17 protein-coding genes and 1 riboswitch are annotated in these 18,383 nt (G+C 72.8%); of the genes, 7 read left to right on the forward strand and 10 right to left on the reverse strand.

All coding sequences use genetic code 11. The annotated features are described in order from the left end of the window. Positions 1 to 163 precede the first annotated feature (163 nt). Positions 164 to 1,486 carry a sensor histidine kinase gene (locus ACZ7PG_RS26115; protein WP_470241688.1) on the reverse strand — a complete coding sequence of 441 codons (1,323 nt, stop codon included), beginning with the start codon at positions 1,484 to 1,486 and terminating at the stop codon, positions 164 to 166. Continuing rightward, entirely contained in the window at positions 1,483 to 2,199 is a 717-nt protein-coding gene (locus ACZ7PG_RS26120; RefSeq protein WP_470241689.1) for a response regulator transcription factor, read from the reverse strand. Before ACZ7PG_RS26120 ends, ACZ7PG_RS26115 begins: the two co-directional genes overlap by 4 nt. Before the next feature lie 148 nt (positions 2,200 to 2,347). On the opposite strand from ACZ7PG_RS26120, the gene ACZ7PG_RS26125 reads away from it, so the two are divergent. Genes ACZ7PG_RS26125 through ACZ7PG_RS26135 form a run of 3 tightly spaced genes read left to right on the forward strand, consistent with a single transcriptional unit; the run spans position 2,348 to position 5,300 of the window. Further along, positions 2,348 to 3,442 carry a LolA family protein gene (locus tag ACZ7PG_RS26125; protein WP_470241690.1) on the forward strand — a complete coding sequence of 365 codons (1,095 nt, stop codon included), beginning with the start codon at positions 2,348 to 2,350 and terminating at the stop codon, positions 3,440 to 3,442. Beyond that, the gene (locus tag ACZ7PG_RS26130) at positions 3,439 to 4,425 is read left to right on the forward strand and encodes an ABC transporter ATP-binding protein (protein ID WP_470241691.1); all 987 of its coding nucleotides are present in this window, start codon (positions 3,439 to 3,441) and stop codon (positions 4,423 to 4,425) included. Before ACZ7PG_RS26125 ends, ACZ7PG_RS26130 begins: the two co-directional genes overlap by 4 nt. Continuing rightward, positions 4,422 to 5,300, forward strand: coding sequence for an ABC transporter permease (locus ACZ7PG_RS26135; protein ID WP_470241692.1), 879 nt, complete (start codon positions 4,422 to 4,424; stop codon positions 5,298 to 5,300). Before ACZ7PG_RS26130 ends, ACZ7PG_RS26135 begins: the two co-directional genes overlap by 4 nt. 18 nt (positions 5,301 to 5,318) lie before the next feature. On the opposite strand, the gene ACZ7PG_RS26140 is transcribed toward ACZ7PG_RS26135, so the two are convergent. Genes ACZ7PG_RS26140 through ACZ7PG_RS26150 form a run of 3 tightly spaced genes read right to left on the reverse strand, consistent with a single transcriptional unit; the run spans position 5,319 to position 8,979 of the window. Then, positions 5,319 to 6,326 carry an ABC transporter ATP-binding protein gene (locus ACZ7PG_RS26140; RefSeq protein ID WP_470241693.1) on the reverse strand — a complete coding sequence of 336 codons (1,008 nt, stop codon included), beginning with the start codon at positions 6,324 to 6,326 and terminating at the stop codon, positions 5,319 to 5,321. Beyond that, positions 6,326 to 7,951 (reverse strand): ABC transporter permease, encoded by a 1,626-nt coding sequence (locus ACZ7PG_RS26145; RefSeq protein ID WP_470241694.1) that lies wholly within the window; start codon positions 7,949 to 7,951, stop codon positions 6,326 to 6,328. The genes ACZ7PG_RS26140 and ACZ7PG_RS26145 overlap by 1 nt, the downstream gene beginning before the upstream one ends. Continuing rightward, on the reverse strand, positions 7,927 to 8,979 hold the full coding sequence (locus ACZ7PG_RS26150) for a thiamine ABC transporter substrate-binding protein (protein ID WP_470241695.1): 1,053 nt from the start codon (positions 8,977 to 8,979) through the stop codon (positions 7,927 to 7,929). Before ACZ7PG_RS26150 ends, ACZ7PG_RS26145 begins: the two co-directional genes overlap by 25 nt. Positions 8,980 to 9,001: 22 nt before the next feature. After that, positions 9,002 to 9,110, reverse strand: a riboswitch (TPP riboswitch). Between the two features lie 32 nt (positions 9,111 to 9,142). Between ACZ7PG_RS26150 and ACZ7PG_RS26155 the strand changes: the two genes are divergently transcribed. After that, positions 9,143 to 9,427, forward strand: a complete 285-nt coding sequence (locus ACZ7PG_RS26155; RefSeq protein WP_470241696.1) for a 4a-hydroxytetrahydrobiopterin dehydratase — start codon at positions 9,143 to 9,145, stop codon at positions 9,425 to 9,427. Between the two features lie 75 nt (positions 9,428 to 9,502). Beyond that, positions 9,503 to 9,631, forward strand: coding sequence for a hypothetical protein (locus ACZ7PG_RS26160; protein ID WP_257926468.1), 129 nt, complete (start codon positions 9,503 to 9,505; stop codon positions 9,629 to 9,631). A gap of 201 nt (positions 9,632 to 9,832) precedes the next feature. On the opposite strand, the gene ACZ7PG_RS26165 is transcribed toward ACZ7PG_RS26160, so the two are convergent. Continuing rightward, positions 9,833 to 10,183: a hypothetical protein gene (locus ACZ7PG_RS26165; protein WP_470241697.1), complete on the reverse strand. Its 351-nt coding sequence runs from the start codon at positions 10,181 to 10,183 to the stop codon at positions 9,833 to 9,835. Then, positions 10,180 to 11,262 (reverse strand): redox-regulated ATPase YchF, encoded by a 1,083-nt coding sequence (ychF, locus tag ACZ7PG_RS26170; RefSeq protein ID WP_470241698.1) that lies wholly within the window; start codon positions 11,260 to 11,262, stop codon positions 10,180 to 10,182. The genes ACZ7PG_RS26165 and ychF overlap by 4 nt, the downstream gene beginning before the upstream one ends. A gap of 102 nt (positions 11,263 to 11,364) precedes the next feature. Between ychF and ACZ7PG_RS26175 the strand changes: the two genes are divergently transcribed. Beyond that, positions 11,365 to 12,756, forward strand: a complete 1,392-nt coding sequence (locus ACZ7PG_RS26175) for an AlkA N-terminal domain-containing protein (RefSeq protein WP_470241699.1) — start codon at positions 11,365 to 11,367, stop codon at positions 12,754 to 12,756. 7 nt (positions 12,757 to 12,763) lie between these two features. On the opposite strand, the gene ACZ7PG_RS26180 is transcribed toward ACZ7PG_RS26175, so the two are convergent. Genes ACZ7PG_RS26180 through ACZ7PG_RS26190 form a run of 3 tightly spaced genes read right to left on the reverse strand, consistent with a single transcriptional unit; the run spans position 12,764 to position 17,064 of the window. Further along, entirely contained in the window at positions 12,764 to 12,955 is a 192-nt protein-coding gene (locus ACZ7PG_RS26180) for a DUF1737 domain-containing protein (RefSeq protein ID WP_329055352.1), read from the reverse strand. Between the two features lie 9 nt (positions 12,956 to 12,964). After that, a complete protein-coding gene (locus ACZ7PG_RS26185) occupies positions 12,965 to 15,916 on the reverse strand; it encodes an AAA family ATPase (RefSeq protein WP_470241700.1) in 2,952 nt (983 codons plus the stop codon). Then, positions 15,913 to 17,064 carry an exonuclease SbcCD subunit D gene (locus tag ACZ7PG_RS26190; protein ID WP_470241701.1) on the reverse strand — a complete coding sequence of 384 codons (1,152 nt, stop codon included), beginning with the start codon at positions 17,062 to 17,064 and terminating at the stop codon, positions 15,913 to 15,915. The genes ACZ7PG_RS26185 and ACZ7PG_RS26190 overlap by 4 nt, the downstream gene beginning before the upstream one ends. A 226-nt stretch (positions 17,065 to 17,290) precedes the next feature. Here ACZ7PG_RS26190 and ACZ7PG_RS26195 point away from each other — a divergent pair, with 226 nt between their 5' ends. Beyond that, a complete protein-coding gene (locus tag ACZ7PG_RS26195) occupies positions 17,291 to 18,205 on the forward strand; it encodes a DNA recombination protein RmuC (protein ID WP_470241702.1) in 915 nt (304 codons plus the stop codon). Positions 18,206 to 18,383 lie beyond the last annotated feature (178 nt).

An 18,383-nucleotide genomic window follows, 5' to 3' on the forward strand; every position in this document is an offset into this window, starting at 1 on the left:
ACCACCGAGCAGAGCCCGCCCGCCCTGGGGGTCCGCCCCGCTCCAGCGTATCGGGGCGGTCCGACGAAACCCGCTCGAAGATCGCCGCCGGTGCCCGGTTGTCCACATCACGGCGAGGCTGTGGGCAACCCGGCAACCCGGCAACTGCCGAGCACCCGGGCTCTCAGCCGGCCTCGCCGGCCGCGGCCGCGCGCCAGACGACCACGAACCGCGCTCCGCCGTCCGGCGACTCCCCCACCTGGACCCGGCCGCCGCGCCGACGGACCGTCTCCGCCACCATCGCCAGCCCCAGGCCCGTCCCACCCGACGACCGGGCCCGGTCGTCCGCGATCCGGTAGAAGCGGTCGAACACCTTCTCGCGGTGCTCCGGGGCGATGCCCGGGCCGTCGTCGTCGACCACCACCCGCACCGATGACCTCGACGCCAGCACCGACACCACGATCTCGCCGCGCGCGTAACGGCACGCGTTGCGCAGCAGGTTGTCCAGCACCAGCTCCACCTCGGCGTGCGCGGACGACGCCCAAGCCTGCGCGACCGCGTTGCTCACCCGCGTCTCCGGCGCCCCCGCCGGCAGCCGCGCCACCGCCGCGCGCACCTCGCTGACCAGCTCGACGGGCGAAGCCGGCGGCACCTCCCCCGCGTCCGACCGGGCCAGCGACAGCAGCCCGTCCAGCAGCGACGACAACCGCTCGGCCTCCGTGAGAATGTCCGACAACGTCTCCTGGGACAGCTCCGGATCCGGGTTCGTCACCGCCACCTCGGCCTGCACCCGGATGGACGCGACCGGCGACCGCAGCTCGTGCGCCGCGTCGCCGGTGAACCGCCGGAGCCGGTCGCTGGCCTGCTCCTGCCGCTCCATCAGCGCGTTGAACTCCTCCGCCAATGCGCGAAGCTCGTCGTGCGAGTCCGGCAGCGCCAGCCGCGCCCCCGGCGGCAACGCCCGGACCGAACCCCGCATGCGCGCCACCGGCCGCAGCGACAGCCGCACCACCAGCCACGTCGCGAGCCCCGCCACCAGCGCCCCGACCGACGCGACGACCACCAGCCACACCCCGCCGTAGTGCACCGCGGCGGAGAACCCCACCAGGCCGGCGCCCGCGACGACCAGCCGTTGCGACCCGTCGGGCGCGCTGACGACCGTGGCCAGGTACCGCGCGCCGTCGCGCTGGACCGGCTGCCCGGCCTTGAGCGTCGAGACGTCGTACGGTGTAAGGCCGGTCGGGGTGCCGCCGTCGACCGGCGTGCCCGCGGTGTCCAGCACCCGCAGCGTCACCGGCGCCGCGCCGGACAGCGGCCGCCCGGCGCTCACCTCGGCACCCGCCGGGCCCAGCGCGCCGGACAGCTCGCGGTCGACCGAGTCGATGAGCAACGGCGACAGCTTCGCCGCGGCCAAAGCGGCCAGCCCGAGCAGGCAGCCCAGGGTGATCGTCGCGGCCAGCACGGTGATCCGGACCTGCAGGGACCGGCCCCGCCACCAGGAGATCACGGGGTGATGACCTCGTCGAGCTGCGCGTCGGAGGCCAGGTAGCCGTGCCCGCGCACGGTCCGCAGCAGCGCGCCGGCGCCGACCGCGTCCAGCTTGCGGCGCACGTATCCGACGTAGACCTCGACGAGGTTGCGCGTCACGGCCTGCTCCTCGCCCCAGACCGCGCGCAGCAGCTCGTCCTTCGTGACGACCGTCCCCGCCCGGCCGACGAGCACCTCGAGCAGCGCGAACTCGCGCGGGCTCAGCCCGACCTCCTCGCCGTTCCAGTGCACCTGCCGCAGCCCGCGGTCGACCGCCAGCGCGCCGAGCCGCAGCGTCCCCCGGCCCGCTTCCGGGCCGGCGCGGCGCAGGGTCGCGCGGACCTGCGCGACCAGCACGACGAAGGAGAACGGCTTGACGAGGTAGCCGTCGGCACCGAGGTCGAGGCCGTCAGCCTGGTCGATCTCGCCGTCCTTGGCCGAGACGAGCAGCACCGGCGTCAGGACGCCGTCCTTGCGCAGCCGCTCCAGCACGCGGTAGCCGGACAGGCCCGGCAGCATGATGTCGAGCAGCACGACGTCGAACGAGCCGGTGCTCGCCAGCTGCAGCCCGGTGGGGCCGTCCGCGGCCGTGACCACGTCCATGCCCTCCGCGCGCAGCCCGCGTTGCAGCGCCTTCCGCACGCCCGGTTCGTCGTCGACCACCAGCACCCGAGGTTTCACGAGGTTCATCATGGCCGGTTTCCGCAGGTCGTGCGTCAGCTCTCAGCGCGATCTCAGCCGGAGAGGGAGAACCTTCAGGGGTATCTCAGTCTCGAGAGGGAAGCGTCGGAGCCAGGGAGCCGGGCACACTCGGGCTCGGGAACACCACAGGGAGAGACGCATGAAACCGAAGACGAAGGGCATCACCGCCGCGGTCGTCGGCACCGCGCTCGGTGCGGGCGGGCTCGCGTTCATCGCGATGCCGGCCAGCGCCGACGACAAGCCGGCACTGCCGCAGGTGAGCGCCGAGGACCTGGTCCAGTCGGTCATGAAGGCCAAGCCGGGCGCGTTCGACGGCACGGTCAAGATCAGCAACGACCTGGGGCTGCCGTCGGTGGGGAACGCGCTGCCGGGGGCGTCGGCGCTGAACATCGACTCGGCGCACATCTTCAGCGACGGCGCCGGCAAGAGCCGCCTGGCCGCCACGCAGGGGGCCAGCCAGGAGACCGTGGTCCACGACGGCACGACCGTCTGGGACTACAGCTCCAAGACGAACACCGCGACGAAGGTGACGATCCCGGCCGACGTCGCCAAGCAGAAGGGCGCGGGCAGCGAGAAGACGCCCGACCCGATCACCGCGTCGACCGAGCTGCTCGCGAAGGTCCGCGAGAGCAGCACGGTGTCGGTCGACGGCACGGCGACCGTCGCCGACCGCCCGGCCTACGAGCTGGTGCTGACGCCGAAGCCGAGCGAGCGGACGCTGCTGCGCGAGATCCGCGTCGCGGTCGACTCGCAGACGCGGATGCCGCTGCGGGTGTCGGTGCTGAGCAACGGCACGTCGACGCCGGCGCTCGAGGTCGCGTTCAGCGAGATCCAGTTCACGCAGCAGCCGGCCGACCTCTTCACCTTCACCCCGCCGAAGGGCGCCAAGGTGCAGGAGAAGACGCCGACGGTGGACGACAAGGACAAGGCCCTCGCCGAGCAGGCGAAGGACAACGTCAAGGTCGTCGGCGACGGCTGGGACACCGTCGTCACGGGCAAGGTCCCGGCCGACGCGCTGAACGCGGCGCCGAAGCAGCAGTCCGGCCGTGAGGGCCGCGGCAACGCCGACCCGAAGGCGCTGCTCGAGCGCTTCGCCAAGAAGGTCAGCGGCACCTGGGGCAGCGGCTACCTCGTCACCACGAAGGTGGGCACCGCGGTGCTGACCGACGACGGCCGGTTCGCCGCCGGTGCGGTGCCGGAGCAGGTCCTCTACGAAGCGCTGGGCCAGAAGTGACCAGCACCACTGTGGAGTCCGGGGCGGACGTTTCTTCGGAAGCGTCCGCCCCGGCGGTTCCCCTGGCGGCACGCACGCGGGGGCTGCGCAAGGTCTACGGCAGCACCGTCGCCGTGGACCACGTCGACCTCGACATCCCGGAAGGCGCGGTCGTGGGGATGCTCGGGCCGAACGGCTCGGGCAAGACGACCACCATCCGGATGCTGCTCGGCCTGGTCCGGCCGACCGAAGGCGAGGTCGAGCTGCTCGGGCGCAAGATGCCCGACGCCGCCGCGCACGCGCTGCCGGACGTCGGCGCGCTGGTCGAGGGGCCGGGATTCCACCCGTTCCTCTCCGGGCGCGACAACCTGCTGCGCTTCGCCGCGGCCGAACCGCGGCTCGCGTCGGCCGGGATCCCGGCCGCGGTCGACTCGGCGCTCGAGCGCGTCGGGCTGACCGTCGCCGCGCGCCGACGGTACAAGGGCTATTCGCTCGGCATGAAGCAGCGGCTCGGGCTCGCCTCGGCGTTGCTCGTGCCGCGGAAGATGGTCGTGCTCGACGAGCCGACCAACGGCCTCGATCCCGCGGGTACCAGGGAGATCCGCAGGATCGTCGCCGAGCTGCACGCTTCCGGCGTCACCGTGCTCGTGTCGTCGCACCTGTTGGCCGAGGTGGAGGCGACGTGCACGCACGTCGCCGTGCTGCAGTCCGGCAACGTCGTCGCGCAGGGCGAGCTGACCGAGCTGCTGGAGTCGGGGAACGCGGCCCTGCTGGTCCGCACGCCCGACGCGGAACAGGCCGTGGAAGTGCTGCGGGAGCACCGGATCGGCGTCCGGCTCACCCCGGACGGCGTCCGGGCCGACCTCACGGCGGCGGAAGCGCCGCGGGTGCTGCAGGTCCTGGTGGGCGCGGGGGTCGCGGTCCACGAGGCGACGCGGGCCCGCACCGGGCTGGAAGACCTGTTCGCCCGGCTGACGGAGTCCACTGTGGAGGGATCGGGATGACCGCCGTCCTGGAAGCACCGGCGGCCCGCACGGGCCACGACACGGTGCCGCTGACCCGGCTGCTCGCCGCGGAGCTGCGCTGGATCTTCCGGCGGCCGCGGACGCTGGCCGTGCTCGGGCTTCTCGCGCTGATCCCGGTGATCATCGGCATCGGCCTGACGCTGGTCGACGAGAACGCGGCGAACGGCGGCGGCCCGGACGAGGGCGGCGGCGCGCTGCTGGCCTCCGCCGTCAACAACGCGTTCGTGCTGCCGATCGCGGCGGTCGTGCTGTCACTGGCGCTGCTCCTGCCGCTGGCGTCGGCGATGGCGGGCGCGGACGCGATCGCCGGCGAGACGGCGCACGGCACCCTGCGCGGCTGGCTGATCGCGCCGGTCGGGCGGGGCCGGTTGCTCGCGGTGAAGGCGTTCGGCGTCGCGACGGTGTCGGTGGTCTCAGTGCTGGCGATGTGCTTCACCGGCGTGGTGACCGGGCTGATCATCAACGGCACGGACTCGCTGTTCACGCTCTCCGGCACGACGTTGACGCTGGGCGGCGCGCTGGCCCGGATCCTGCTGATGGCGGGCTGGGTGGTGCTCCAGCTGTGGGCGGTCGGCGCGGTGGCGCTGGCGATCTCCAGCTGGACCGAGCACCCGATGCTGGTGGTGGCGTCGGTGCTGGCGGCCGACATCGTGTTCACGATCCTCGGTTTCCTGACGTCGCTGGACTGGCTGCACCCGTTCCTGCTGACGAAGGACTGGTCGGTGGCCCCGGCGGAGGTCCTGCAGGACCCGATGGGCGCCCAGATGCTGGGCGAAGGCGCTTTGCGCGCGGCCTGCTACATCGTGATCGGCCTGTCGCTGGCCTACGCGCGACTGTCCACTCGCGACGGCTGAGTCTCCCGGACGGCGTCGTCAGCCCACCAGCGCGACGCCGTCCGGGTCGAACTCCAGCTTCACGGAGTCGCCCGCCCGCAGGTCCGACGCGGCGGGCGCGACGGCGTCCACTGTGGATTCCTCGAGCTTGACGACGAGCCGGACGTGCTCGCGGCGGTGCACCGCCGCGACGACCTCGCCCGCCACGCCGTCGGTAGCCACCCGCAGTGCGTGCGGCCGCAGCCCGAGCCGCACCGGGCCGTCGTCGACGTCCGGCAGCGCGACGTCACCCAGCTCCGTGTGCACGACCCCGCCGGCCACGACGCCGTCCACGAACGTCGTCACGCCGAGGAACCGGGCCACGTCGTCGTCCGCCGGGCTGCGCCACACGCGGCGGACCGCGCCCTCCTGGCGGACCTCGCCGGCGTCGAGCACCGCGACCCGGTCGGCCAGCGTGAACGCCTCCTCCTGGTCGTGCGTCACCAGCAACGCCGTGATCTTGCTGCGGCGCAACAGGTCCGCCAGGTCGATGGCCAGCTGCTCGCGCAAGCCGGCGTCCAAACCGGACAGTGGCTCGTCCAGCAGCAGCAGTCGCGGCTTCGGCGCCAGCGCCCGGGCCAGCGCCACCCGCTGAGCCTGGCCGCCCGACAACTCCGTCACCCGGCGCTTTTCGAAGCCGGAGAGGCCGACCAGCGCCAGCAGTTCGGCGACGCGCGGGGCCCACTGCGCGCGGGGTACGCCGTGCATCCGCAGGCCGAACGCGATGTTCGCGGCGACGTCGCGGTGGCCGAACAGCTGGCCGTCCTGGAACACCAGCCCGAACCCGCGCCGGTGCACCGGCACCGCGCCGAGATCGTCGCCGTCCCAGCTCACCGAGCCGCGGGCCGAGGGCTCCAGCCCGGTGATCGCGCGCAGCAGCGTCGACTTCCCCGAGCCGGACGGGCCGAGCAGCGCCAGCACCTCGCCGTCGGCGATGTCGAGCCGCGCGTCGCGCACCGCGGCGAACGATCCGTAGTGGACGGTCAGGTCCCGCACCGACAGCGCCATCAGAACTCTCCCACCCGGCCACGTCCCAGCCTGTCGATCAGCGCGACCGCCAGCACCGTCACGAGCATCAGCAGTGCGCACGCGGCGTACGCCATCTGGTTGTTCAGCTCCCCCGGCCGTCCCATCAGCGACGCGATCGCGACCGGCAGCGTCGGCGACGTCGGCCGGGCGAGGAAGCTCGTCGCGCCGAACTCGCCGAGGGCGACGACGAACCCGAACCCGGCCGCGGCGACGAGCGGCCGCAGCGTCAGCGGCAGGTCGATCTCCCGCCACACGCGCAGCGGGCTCGCGCCGAGCGTCGACGCGGCCTGCCGCAATCGGACATCGACCGAGCGCAGCACCGGCAGCACCATCCGCACGATCAGCGGGATGATCACCAGCGCCTGGGCCAGCGGGACCAGGTAAGGCGACGTCCGGAGGTCGCCGGGCAGCGCGTCGAGCGTCACGAGGTAGCCGAACCCGACGGTCACCGCGGACACCCCGAGCGGCAGCATCAGCACGGCGTCCATGGTCTCGCCCACGCCGCGAGCGGCCTTCGCGGGCGACCGGCGCAGCGCGACGAGCACCACGGACGCGAGCACGCCGACGACCATCGCGAGCAGCGTCGCGTCGATCGCCACCTTCAGCGAGTTCACCGCCGCGTCCCAGCCGGACACCTGCAGCGCGCCCTTCTCCCCGGTGCTGGTTAACGCTCGATAACCGGCGAGGCTCCAGCCGTCGGAAGTGGAGACCGACTCGACGAGCAGCGCGACGATCGGCGTCAGCAGCAGGGCCAGCACGGCGCCCGCGGCACCGACCACCGGCCACTCGCCGCCGCGCGGGCGCCGGGACGTGCCGACGCCGATCCTGGCGCCGTCCTTGCGCCGCCGGGCCAGCCCGCCGAGGACCAGGGTGGCGACCACGGCAGCGAACTGGATCAGCGACAGCGCCGCCGCGCCGGAGAGATCGAGGAGGTCGACGGTCCGCAGGTAGATCTCGGTTTCCAGGGTCCGGTACTTCGCGCCGCCGAGGATGAGGACCACGCCGAAGCTGGTGGCGCAGAACAGGAACACGACGGCCGCGGCGGACGCGATCGCCGGCGCCAGCGCGGGCAGCGTCACCGAGCGGAACGCCCGCCACGGTGACGCGCCCAGCGCGCGGGCGGCGTCGGTCGTGCGCGAATCCAGCCGCGCCCAGAGCCCGGCGACGGTCCGCGCGACGACGGCGACGTTGAAGAACGCGTTGGCCAGCACGATCGGCAGGACGCCGCCGTCCGGCCACAGCGCCCGGAACGCCAGGCCGACGACGACGGTCGGCAGCACGAACGGCACCAGCACCAGCGTCCGCGCGAGGCCGACGCCGGGCAGCTTCACCCGGGCCAGCAGGAACGCCACCGGCAGCCCGGCGAGCACCGCGACGACGGTCGACGCCGCCGCGCTGCCGACCGTGAACGCGGCGAGCTGCCAGGTCCGCGCGTCGCCGAGGACGACGTCGAGGCCGCCCGCGGCGAACCCGCGGCCGATGATCGCCAGCACCGGCCACGCGAAGAACACCACCAGGAAGCCGATCGGGACCAGACCCAGCAGCGCCAGGCCGATCCCACGGGCCGTCCTTGGCGGCGCTAAGACTGCACGAGCGTGCGCCATTCGCCGATCCACTTCTCGCGTCCGTCCTGGACCTGGTCCGCCGTCAGCGCCTGCGGCTTCTGCGGCAGCGGCGCGACCTGCGCCCAGCCCGCGGGCAGGTCGACGCCCTGGCGCGCGGGGTAGACGTACATGTTGGCCGCGACCGTCGCCTGGAACTGCTGGGAGAGCAGGAAGTCGACGACCTTGCGCGCGCTCTCGGCCTGCTTGCCGTTCGCCAGCACGCCCGCGTACTCGACCTGCCGGTAGCAGGTGTCGAGCAGCGCCTTGGTGCGCGGCTTGCCGTCGTCGCCGACCTCCGCCGCCGGCGAAGAGGCGTACGAGACGACGATCGGGCGCGGGCCCTTGCCGGACGAGCCGGAGAAGTCCTTGGTGTAGGCCTCTTCCCAGCCGCTGACGACCTTGAGCCCGTTGGCCTTCAGCTTCGTCCAGTAGTCCTTCCAGCCGGCCTCGCCGTACTTCGCGATGGTGCCGAGGAGGAACGCGAGCCCGGGCGACGCCGTCGCCGGGTCCTCGGCGACCAGCAGGTCCTTGTACTTCGGGTCGGCCAGGTCGTCGTACGACGCCGGCGCCGCGATGCCCTTGCTCGTGAAGTAGTTCGTGTCGACGTTGACGCAGACGTCGCCGACGTCGACCGCGGACAGCCGGTGCTCGGGGTCGACGGCGTAGCGCTGCGGCCCGCGGTCGGCCTCCGGGCTGGTGTACGGCTCGAAGACGCCTTCCTTGAGCGCGCGCGAAGCGAAGGTCGAGTCGACGCCGTACGCGACGTCGCCGATCGGGTTGGCCTTCGTCAGCACGAGCTTGTTGGTTAGCGAACCGGCGTCGCCCTGCTTGAGCACGGAGACCTTGATGCCCGACTGCTTCTGGAAGGCGTCGAGCACCTCCTGCGGCGCCAGGAAGGAGTCGTGCGTCACGAGGGTGACGGTGGGCGTCTGCTGCGTGGCACCGTCACCGTCCGACAGCGAGCACCCCGCGGCGACGGCGCTGACGACGGCGATGGCCGTCGCGGCGCGCACAGCCCTGCGTTTCATCTACCCCTCCTGCACTTCGCCGGACGAGGAGGGAAAGCCCTCCCTTCGCCGGCATGATCCGGTCAGGTGCGAACGGTCGCGGGTGACCCCGCCTCTCAGCCCGGCTCGACCGGACTCCCGTGGCAACCGTGCAGCGTAGTCCAGGACGTACGACCATGGAGACATGACGGAAATCTTGAGCGACTCCGAGGCCGACGAACGCTTGAGCGCGGACTGGACCAGGTCCGGGAAGGTCATCTCCCGCGAGGTGGAGCTGGCGAGCTTCCCGCAGGCGATCGAGGTGGTGGACCGCGTCGCGGTGCTGGCCGAGGCCGCCGACCACCACCCGGACATCGACATCCGCTGGCGCACGCTGACGTTCCGCCTCAGCACGCACTCGGCGGGCGGGTTGACGGCGAAGGACTTCTCACTGGCGTCGGAGATCGACGCGGTGCTTTCTTCTTTGTGATCCCGGTTACGCTGAGTGCACTTTTCCGCGGTTTCGACGTCTCTCGGTAAACGACTTTTGCTAGGAGAGACGGCTATGACGCAGGCGATCGTGGTAGGCACGGCGGCATTCGCGACGATGGTGGCAGCGGCCGGAGGTGTGCTCTGGTTCACCGTCCGGGGCCGTCGTCACCCGGATGCCGGTGAGTTCGATCACAGCCGCTAACAAACGGCAAGATCAGCGCGCTGAGCAGGGCGGAAGCATCGGATTTCGGCCCTAGGAAGCGCCATGAACAGCACCGCCACCGCCCCCCTCACCGCCGCCCAGCGCGCCTGGATCAACGCCCTCGCCCCCGCGGTGGTGCTGATCGCGATCGCGCTGATGGGCCTCCTCGGCTGAGTCAGCCTCGCGCCGTCGCCCTGATCTTCAGAGCGGCGGCGCATTCGTCTCCGGGCGCTCGATCCGATCCACGGACGGGAGCTCCCCCGGGACCTCGTCGCTCGTGGTCCAGTACTCGAGGCCGGACAGCCGCCCGTCGTCGGTGAACACGATGAGCCCGCCGTCGGGCGCGTCCGCCTCCACGACCACCCGTTCGGTGAGCCGGGCTGCCGGCAGCTTTTCGTCCACCGCGAGGTCGATCGTCGGGCACCCACAGCCACACCGGCCGGTGACCCACGCCGTTTCCGCCTGGGCCCGCAGTTCGGCCGCGCCCGGGACGTCGCCGGCGAGCAGGAAGGTCAGCACCTCCCGCTCGCGCGGCGTCAGCGGACGGCTCATACGTTGAAGCGGAACTCCACGACGTCACCGTCGGCCATCGTGTAGTCCTTGCCCTCCATGCGGACCTTGCCCGCCGCGCGGGCCGCCGCCATCGAGCCGTTGTCCATCAGGTCGTCGTACGAGACGATCTCCGCCTTGATGAACCCGCGCTCGAAGTCCGTGTGGATGACGCCCGCGGCCTGCGGCGCGGTCGCGCCCTTGGGGATCGTCCAGGCGCGCGACTCCTTGGGGCCCGCCGTCAGGTACGTCTGCAGGCCGAGCGTGTGGAAACCCGCGCGGGCCAGGGCGTACAGGCCCGGCTCCGGCTGGCCGACCGACTCGAGCAGCTCGCGCACCGACTCCTCGTCGTCCAGCTCCAGCAGCTCCGCCTCGACCTTCGCGTCGAGGAACACCGCGTCCGCCGGGGCGACCAGCTTGGCCAGCTCCTCGCGGCGGGCGTCGTCGGTCAGGATCGCCTCGTCGGCGTTGAAGACGTACAGGAACGGCTTCGTCGTGAGGAGGCTGTGCTCGCGAAGCAGCTCGAGATCGACGTCCTTCTGCGCGGAGAAGAGCGTGCGGCCGCTGTCGAGGATTTCCTTCGCCTTCTGCGCGGCCTCGAGCGCGGGCTTCGCTTCCTTCTTGGTCCGCGCTTCCTTCTCCAGGCGCCAGACGGCCTTCTCGAGGGTCTGCAGGTCGGCCAGGATCAGCTCGGTGTTGATCGTCTCGATGTCGCTCATCGGGTCGATCCGGCCGTCGACGTGGATCACGTCGGGGTCGTCGAACACGCGGATGACCTGGCAGATCGCGTTGGCCTCACGGATGTTCGCGAGGAACTTGTTGCCCAGCCCGGCACCCTCGGAGGCGCCCTTGACGATGCCCGCGATGTCCACAAAGGACACCACAGCCGGCACGATCTTCTCCGACTTGTACAGCTCCGCCAGCTTGTCCAGCCGCGGGTCCGGCAGCGGCACGACGCCGACGTTCGGCTCGATCGTCGCGAACGGGTAGTTCGCCGCGAGCACGTCGTTGCGGGTCAGCGCGTTGAACAGGGTGGACTTGCCGACGTTGGGCAGGCCGACGATACCGAGGGTCAGACTCACGATCCCGCAGTCTACGTGCCACGCCCGACCGGGGCCCAAGCGCCCAACGCCGCGTCGGATTTCCGCCAGCGACGGCGCTGACCTGCTGGCATGCTCGGATCCATGGTCACCGAAACGCTCGCACTCTGGCGGGACGCCGAGCGCTGCTACCGCGTGGTCACCGCCCGCGATCCGCGCTTCGACGGCCAGTTCATCATGGCGGTGCGCACCACCGGTATCTACTGCCGGCCGTCCTGCCCGGCGTCGACGCCGAAGGAGCGCAACGTCCGCTTCTTCCCGACGTCGGCCGCCGCGCAAGCCAACGGCTTCCGCGCCTGTCGCCGCTGTCTCCCCGACGCCGTGCCGGGTTCGCCGGACTGGAACGTGCGCGCCGACCTCGCGGCGCGGGCGATGCGCCTGATCTCCGACGGGACCGTGGAGCGCGAAGGCGTCCCGGGCCTCGCGCGGCGGCTCGGCTACTCGGAACGTCAGCTCGGCCGGGTGCTGACCGCCGAGCTGGGCGCGGGCCCGCTCGCGCTGGCCCGGGCGCACCGCGCGCACTCGGCCCGGCTGCTGATCGAGATGTCGGGGCTGCCGCTGACGGACGTCGCGTTCGCGGCCGGCTTCTCCAGCGTCCGGCAGTTCAACGAGACGATCCGCGAGGTGTTCGCGACGACGCCATCGCAGCTTCGCGCCTTCGCCGCGTCTCGACGTGGACGCCAGGGCGACGTCAGCGGGACGCGCCTCAGCCTGCGGTTGCCGTTCAGGCCGCCTTTCGACGCTGCCGGGCTGCTTCGCTTCTTCGCGACTCACGCCGTTCCCGGTGTCGAGGAGGTGACGTCGACGTCCTACGCGCGGACGTTGCTGCTCGCGCACGGCACCGGCGTCGTCCGGCTGACGCCGGAGCCGGACCACGTGCGCTGCGAGCTGCTACTGACCGACCTGCGAGACCTCGGCAGCGCGGTCAGCCGGGTGCGACGGCTGCTCGACCTCGACGCCGACCCCGCGGCGGTCACCCGGGTCCTCGGTGCCGACCCGGCGCTGGCCCGGGTCGTGACGGCCGTGCCGGGGATCCGCGTCCCGGGCACCGTCGACGGTGCGGAGCTGGTGGTCCGCACGCTGCTCGGCGACCGGGTTCCCGCGGCGCTCGGCGAGGAAGTGACGGGCGAGTGGGGCGTGACGCGCTTGTTCCCGTCGGCGGACCGGCTCGCGGCGGTCATGCCCGACCACCCTGGCATCGCCGCGCTGGCCGAAGGCCGCCTGGACGTGCACGTCGGCCGGGACGCGGCGGAGCTGCGCGCCGAACTGCTCGCGTGCCCCGGGATCGACGGCGCCACCGCGGACTCCGTGCTGATGCGCGTACTGGGCGCGCCGGACATCCTGCCGGCCGCGGACCCCGCCGTCCGGCGTGGCGCCGGGGCACTGGGCATCCCGCCGGACTCGCTGCCCGAGCGAGCCCGGGAGTGGACGCCGTGGTGCTCCTACGCCGGGATGTACCTCCGGCAGGCCGCCTGACGCGACGTCAGCCCTGCTCGCCGTGCCACAGCAGGGCCTGCGCGACGATCACCTGGGTGCCGTCGAACGTCGCGGCCGGCGAGCCGTGCAGGCGGTAGCCGAGGTCGAGCGCCTCACTGACGCGGTGGCAGAACTTCGCGTCGTCCGGGCCGGTGAGCAGGCGGTAGCGGGGCAGGCCGTTCGGCGGCTGGTCGGTCATGACTTCCACTCAACCGGCGCGCACCTCCACTGTCGAGCCGGTGCGGGACTTGCGGACCCGCAGCCGCGTCGGGATGCGCTGCCGCAGCTCCTCGACGTGGGACACCAGGCCGACCACCCGGCCGCCCGCGCGCAGCTCGTCGAGGATGTTCATCACGACGTCGAGGGTCTCGGCGTCCAGCGTGCCGAAACCCTCGTCGACGAACAGCGTGTCCAGCAGCGCGCCGCCGGTCTCCCCGGCGACGACGTCGGCCAGCCCCAGCGCCAAGGCCAGCGACGCGAGGAACGACTCGCCGCCGGACAGCGTCTTCGCCGGTCGGATGGTGCCCGAGTAGTCGTCGAGGACGTCGATGCCGAGCCCGCCGCGGGTGCCGCGGGCGCCGGCCGCGTCCGAGTGCACGAACGAGTACCGCCCCTGGCTCATCGTCCGCAGCCGGTGGGTGGCGGCGACCGCCACCTCTTCGAGCCGCGCCGCCAGCACGTACGACCGCAGCGACATCTTCCGGCTGTTCTGCCCGCGCCCGTTGACGACGTCCGCGAGCGCGCGCAGCTCGGCGTACGCTGCTTCGGCCGGTGCGAGGCCGGCGAGGGCCTTGCGCAGGAGGCCCGCCAGCCGGGTCAGCTCCTCGTGCTGAGCGGTCGCCACCCGCAGCGCCGCGTACGCGGAGTCGGCCCGCGCCCGGGCCAGCTGAGCCGCGTCGGCCGCGCGGTCGACGTCCGCGACGTCGTCCGGCGAGATCCCGAACAGGTCCGGCTCGGACAGCAGTGCCCGCGCTCCCGCCGCGGCCGCTTCGGCCTCGGCGATGCCCTGCTCGAGCTTCTCGATCTGCTCGTCCGGCAGCATCGCGGCCCGCGCCTTCTTCAGCGACGCGAACCCCTTCGCCTCGACCGCCGTCTCGACCAGCGCGCGCTGCTGGGCGACGCGCTCCCGGGCGCCCGCGACGGCCGTCCGGGCCTCGCCGACCCCTTCGAGAGCCTCGGCCAGCCCGACCAGGTGCTCCCGCCGGGCACCGACGTCCGCGAACTCACCGCGCCCGGCGACGAGCCGGCGTTCGCGCTCGGCCAGCCGTTCTTCCAAGGCCCGGACGTCGGTCGTGGCCTCGGTCGCCGCCTGCTCGGCCCGGCGGCGACGTTCGGTCCGCAGCTCCAGGTCGCGTTCCAGGAGGACGACCTGTTCGCCGAGCTTCGCCTTCCCGGCCGCCTGCTGCGTCAGCGAAGCGACCGACGCGCGGGCTTCGGCCAGCTCGGCCGTGATCGACTCGGCCGTGCGCTCGCCCAGCCGCTCCAGCAAGCCCGCCAGCCGTGCTTTCGCCTCTTCCAGCGCGACGACGACCCGCTGCCGCATCGCGTCGGCGGCCTGTTCGGCCTCCTCGGCGGCGCGTTCCTCAGCCGGGTCGACGAGTTCGACGTCCCGGTCCGCCGGCGCCGGGTGCTCGGCCGACCCGCAGACCGGACACGGCGCGCCGGCCGGCAACGCGGCGGCCAGTTCGGCCGCCATCCCGTCGAGCCGCCGCTCGCGCAGGTCGAGCCGGTGCTGCCGGGCCGCCTGATGCGTGTCGACGACCTCGCGCAGCTTCGCCTCGCCTCGCTCGACCTTCGCTCGCGCCTCGGGCAGCTCCGCCGCGTCACGCGCGAAAGCCCTCAGCTCATCGACTTTGGCTTTGGCGCCCTCGAGCTTCGCCTCGGCTTCGGCCGCTTTGACGGCGTCCGCCCGCAGCTTGGCGAGCTGGCCGGGGAGGGCGGCCAGCTCGGTCGTCAGCTCTTCGACCTGCTGCCCGGCCGTGACCGCGGCCAGCTTCCGGTCGTCGCGCCGCATGACGTCGAGCTGCTGCTGTTCGGCCTCGGCGACGAGCTCCGCGACCGCGCCGGCCTCTTCCCGCGCGGTGGCCGCCCGCGCCTTGAGGTCGCCGGTGGCCCGGGTGCCGAACTCCCGCAGGTCCGCGCCGCGTGCCTTCTCCGCCTGCTCGGCTTCGGCCAGCTCCGCCGTGCGCCGGTCCAGCAGCTCGGCCTCCACGGCGACCCCGGCGGCCCGCCGCGCGGCCGCGACCTCCTGGGCCCACTCGGCGCGTTGCGGAGCCTGCTCGGTGATCTCGAGGAGCCGCAGGTGCGCGGTGCGGACCCTGCGGATCTTCTCCGCGTCGGCCCGCTCTTCCTGCAGGTGGACGTCCGCGCGCTGAGCCGCCGCGCGCGTGCGCTCCTCCTCGGCCGCGACCTGCGCGGCACGTTCGGCGGACGCCGCCAGCACGGTGCCGACCCACTCACCGACGTCGGTTTCCGGTGGGTCCTGCTGAGCCTCCTGTGCGTAGCGCGCCAGCAGTTCCCGCACTTTTCCCTGCTGCTGGTCGAGTTCCCGGCCCCGCTCGACCCGCAGGTCGGCGAACCAGCGCTCGACGTCGGCGAAGCGCTCGGTGCCGAAGAGCCGCTCCAGCAGCTTCTCGCGCTCGGCGGTGTCCGAGCGCAGGAACCGGGCGAACTCGCCCTGCGGCAGCAGCACCACCTGGAAGAACTGGGCCGCGGTCATCCCGAGCAGCCGCTCGACGGTGCGCGCGACCTCCTCGATCCGGATCAGGCCCTCCGGCGGGAGCCCGCCCGGCGCGGCGCCGACCCAGCTCAGCGACACCCGCGCCTGCTGGGTGGTGGTGCCTTCGCCGCGCCGCTTCGGCCGCTGGTACTCCGGGTTGCGGACGATCTTCAGCCGGTGGCCCTGCACGGTGAGCTCCAGCGCGACCTCGGTGACCTGGTCGCGCTCGGCGAGGTCGCAGCGCAGCCGCTTGGCCTCGTTGCGGGCACCGGGAACCACGCCGAACAGCGCGAACGCGATCGCGTCGAGCAACGTGGTCTTGCCCGCGCCCGTTTCGCCGTGCAGGAGGAAGAGGCCGTCGGCGCCGAGCACGTCGAAGTCGACCACTTCGCGTGCGCAGTACGGCCCGAAGGCTTCGACCTCCAGCCTGTGCAGCCTCATTTCGCGAGGGCCCCCCGGTCGGCCGCTTCCAGTGCCTTGAACAGGAGCTGCTCTTCGCTCTCGGTCGGCGCCGCACCGCGGCAGTCGTCGAGGAAGCTGCGCGAGATCTCGATGTCCGACCGGCCGCGCACGGCGTCGGAGTAGCGCAGCGGGGCGCCGCTGTACCCGCCTTCGGGCTCCCATTCCAGGTGCACCGCATGGGGAAACCGCCCGCGCAGCCGCCGCATCGCGTCCACCGGGCGGACCGGGTCGGTGACCGTGACCGAGAGGAAGTGCTCGAGGAGCTCGTCGTGCGCCGGGTCGACGAGCAGGTCTTCGAGCGGCCCGCGGAGGGTCGCCAGCGCCCTCGGGACCGGCAGTTCGTGCCGGCGGACCTCGGCGAGCCCAGTCTCGTCCAGATCGACCAGCCAGACCGATTTGCGTTGCCGCGCCTCGGAAAACGAGTACGCCAGCGGGCTTCCGGAGTACCGCAGGTGCTCGGCGAGCGTCTGCGGGCCGTGGAGGTGGCCGAGCGCCACGTAGTCGACGCCGTCGAAGACCGAGCCGGGCACCTGCTCGACCCCGCCGACCGCGATCGTGCGCTCGGACTCGGTCGGTTCGCCGCCGGTGACGAACGCGTGCGCGAGCACGACCGACCGGACGCCCGGCCGGGTCTCGAGGTCCGCGCGGATCCGCCGCATGGCCTCGGTGAGCACGCCGGTGTGGCCGCGCGCCTCCGGCACGCCCAGCGCGTGGCGCGCCGGTTCCGGCTCCAGGTAAGGGATTCCGTAGACGGCGACCGGGCCGTGAGCGTCGTCCAGCAGCACCGGCTCGGCCAGCCCCGCGATGGTGGTGCGCAGGTGCAGCCCGCCGGCCGCGGCGAACTCCGCGAAAGCGCCGAGCCGCGGCGCGGAGTCGTGGTTCCCCGGGGTGACGACCAGCTGCGCGCCGGCGGCGCGGATCCGCGCGACCGCCGCGGTGGCCACCCGGACGGCCTCGGCCGACGGCACCGCGCGGTCGTAGATGTCGCCCGCCACCAGGACGGCGTCGATCGCCTCGCCGGCCACGAGATCGGCGAGGTGCCCGAGCACCGCTTCCTGTTCCGCGAGCAGATCGGCGCCGTGGAACGTACGGCCGATGTGCCAGTCGGAGGTGTGCAGGAATCTCACGAGGGCCAAGGTACGACCCGCCTCCGACGAAATCGCGCAGGCTCGCCGCCTCCTCACTCGAACGTGTGTACTAACACGAGAGTGCCGATTCGGACACGCCCTGCGTGGATTCGATTTGTTCGCAGGTCAGCTACCCAGAGCGACGGATCGGGTGCGGTTTTTGTCGGTGGGGTCCGCCATGATGTCTGCGCGGTCGGATCCAGGCGGCCCGGAGGGAGGAGGCGAAGTGGCGACAGTGCTGACCACCGCGGCGATCGTGCTCGCGGTCCTGCTGCTGTTCGCCGTCGCGGTGCTGTGGCGGCTCTACAACGACGGGATGCGCCGGGCGGACGCGGCGGCCCGGCAGGTGGCGGCCGAGCGGGCGAAGTCGGACCAGCAGCAGCTGGCGCTGCGCCGGTACGAGGTCGCGTTCGCCTCGATCAGCGGGCGCGGCGAACTGGGCGAGCAGGTGCTGGTGGAGACGGCGCGGGCGCTCGGGCTGCGCGAGAACCTGCACTTCACCCTGCAGACGGACGTCGGGGGCGGCGGCTCGGCGAAACCGGACATGGTGCTGCGGGTGGGCGGCGACCGCACGGTGCCGGTGGACGCGAAGGCGAGCATGGCGATCTGGGCCGAGGCGGTGGAGACCGACGACCCGGCCGAGCGGATCGACGCGTTGCGCGCGCACGTCCGCCAGGTCCGCTCCCGGGCGGCCGAGCTGGCGGGCAAGGGCTACCAGCGCTGGGCCGACGCGATCTACGGGACGATCATGTTCATCCCGTCCGACGCCGCCGTGGTCGCGGCGCTGGACACCGACCCGGAGCTGCTGCGCTGGCTGATCGACCGGCGGGTGTTCCTGTGCGGCCCGACCGGGTTCGGGGTGCTGGCGTCGGCGGCCCTGTTCGCGGCGAGCGACCGGACATTGGAGGCCGACGTCGAGCAGGTGCGAGCCGGAGCGGCGGCGGCCCACCGCGCGGCGGGCGGCGCGGTGGAGGCACTGAACCTGTCGAGCACGCACCTCCAGCGGTTCCTGTCGGCGCGACGGCGCGAGATGGAAGCACTGGAGACGTTCCGGGCGACGGTGGCACCGCTGACGGACGCGGCGGGCAGCCCCTCGGCGGTCCCCCAGGTGCGGAAGGGGGACGAACTGGCGGCCAGCTGAGCTCACCGCGCTCCTGCGCCGGCGGCGACCGACGCGCTGTCGCGAGCCTCCCACCTGCGACGATCCACGGACACCCGGCCACGTGAAGGAGACAAACCGGAAGCGCTCGCAAAGGACTGGACCACGTCACAGCAGCACCCGGCGGACCACTCGGGTCACGCCGCCGGGTGGCGATACA

The organism is Amycolatopsis sp. NPDC114504, assembly GCF_055633595.1.

Excerpts from the sequence above, each read along its gene's own strand:
- ACZ7PG_RS26150 (WP_470241695.1), bottom strand. The coding sequence starts at position 8,979 with ATGAAACGCAGGGCTGTGCGCGCCGCGACGGCCATCGCCGTCGTCAGC.
- ACZ7PG_RS26145 (WP_470241694.1), bottom strand. The coding sequence starts at position 7,951 with ATGGCGCACGCTCGTGCAGTCTTAGCGCCGCCAAGGACGGCCCGTGGG.
- ACZ7PG_RS26165 (WP_470241697.1), bottom strand. The coding sequence starts at position 10,183 with ATGAGCCGTCCGCTGACGCCGCGCGAGCGGGAGGTGCTGACCTTCCTG.
- ACZ7PG_RS26155 (WP_470241696.1), top strand. The coding sequence starts at position 9,143 with ATGACGGAAATCTTGAGCGACTCCGAGGCCGACGAACGCTTGAGCGCG.
- ACZ7PG_RS26180 (WP_329055352.1), bottom strand. The coding sequence starts at position 12,955 with ATGACCGACCAGCCGCCGAACGGCCTGCCCCGCTACCGCCTGCTCACC.
- ACZ7PG_RS26175 (WP_470241699.1), top strand. The coding sequence starts at position 11,365 with ATGGTCACCGAAACGCTCGCACTCTGGCGGGACGCCGAGCGCTGCTAC.
- ACZ7PG_RS26135 (WP_470241692.1), top strand. The coding sequence starts at position 4,422 with ATGACCGCCGTCCTGGAAGCACCGGCGGCCCGCACGGGCCACGACACG.
- ACZ7PG_RS26125 (WP_470241690.1), top strand. The coding sequence starts at position 2,348 with ATGAAACCGAAGACGAAGGGCATCACCGCCGCGGTCGTCGGCACCGCG.
- ACZ7PG_RS26120 (WP_470241689.1), bottom strand. The coding sequence starts at position 2,199 with ATGATGAACCTCGTGAAACCTCGGGTGCTGGTGGTCGACGACGAACCG.
- ACZ7PG_RS26185 (WP_470241700.1), bottom strand. The coding sequence starts at position 15,916 with ATGAGGCTGCACAGGCTGGAGGTCGAAGCCTTCGGGCCGTACTGCGCA.
- ACZ7PG_RS26140 (WP_470241693.1), bottom strand. The coding sequence starts at position 6,326 with ATGGCGCTGTCGGTGCGGGACCTGACCGTCCACTACGGATCGTTCGCC.
- ACZ7PG_RS26160 (WP_257926468.1), top strand. The coding sequence starts at position 9,503 with ATGACGCAGGCGATCGTGGTAGGCACGGCGGCATTCGCGACGATGGTG.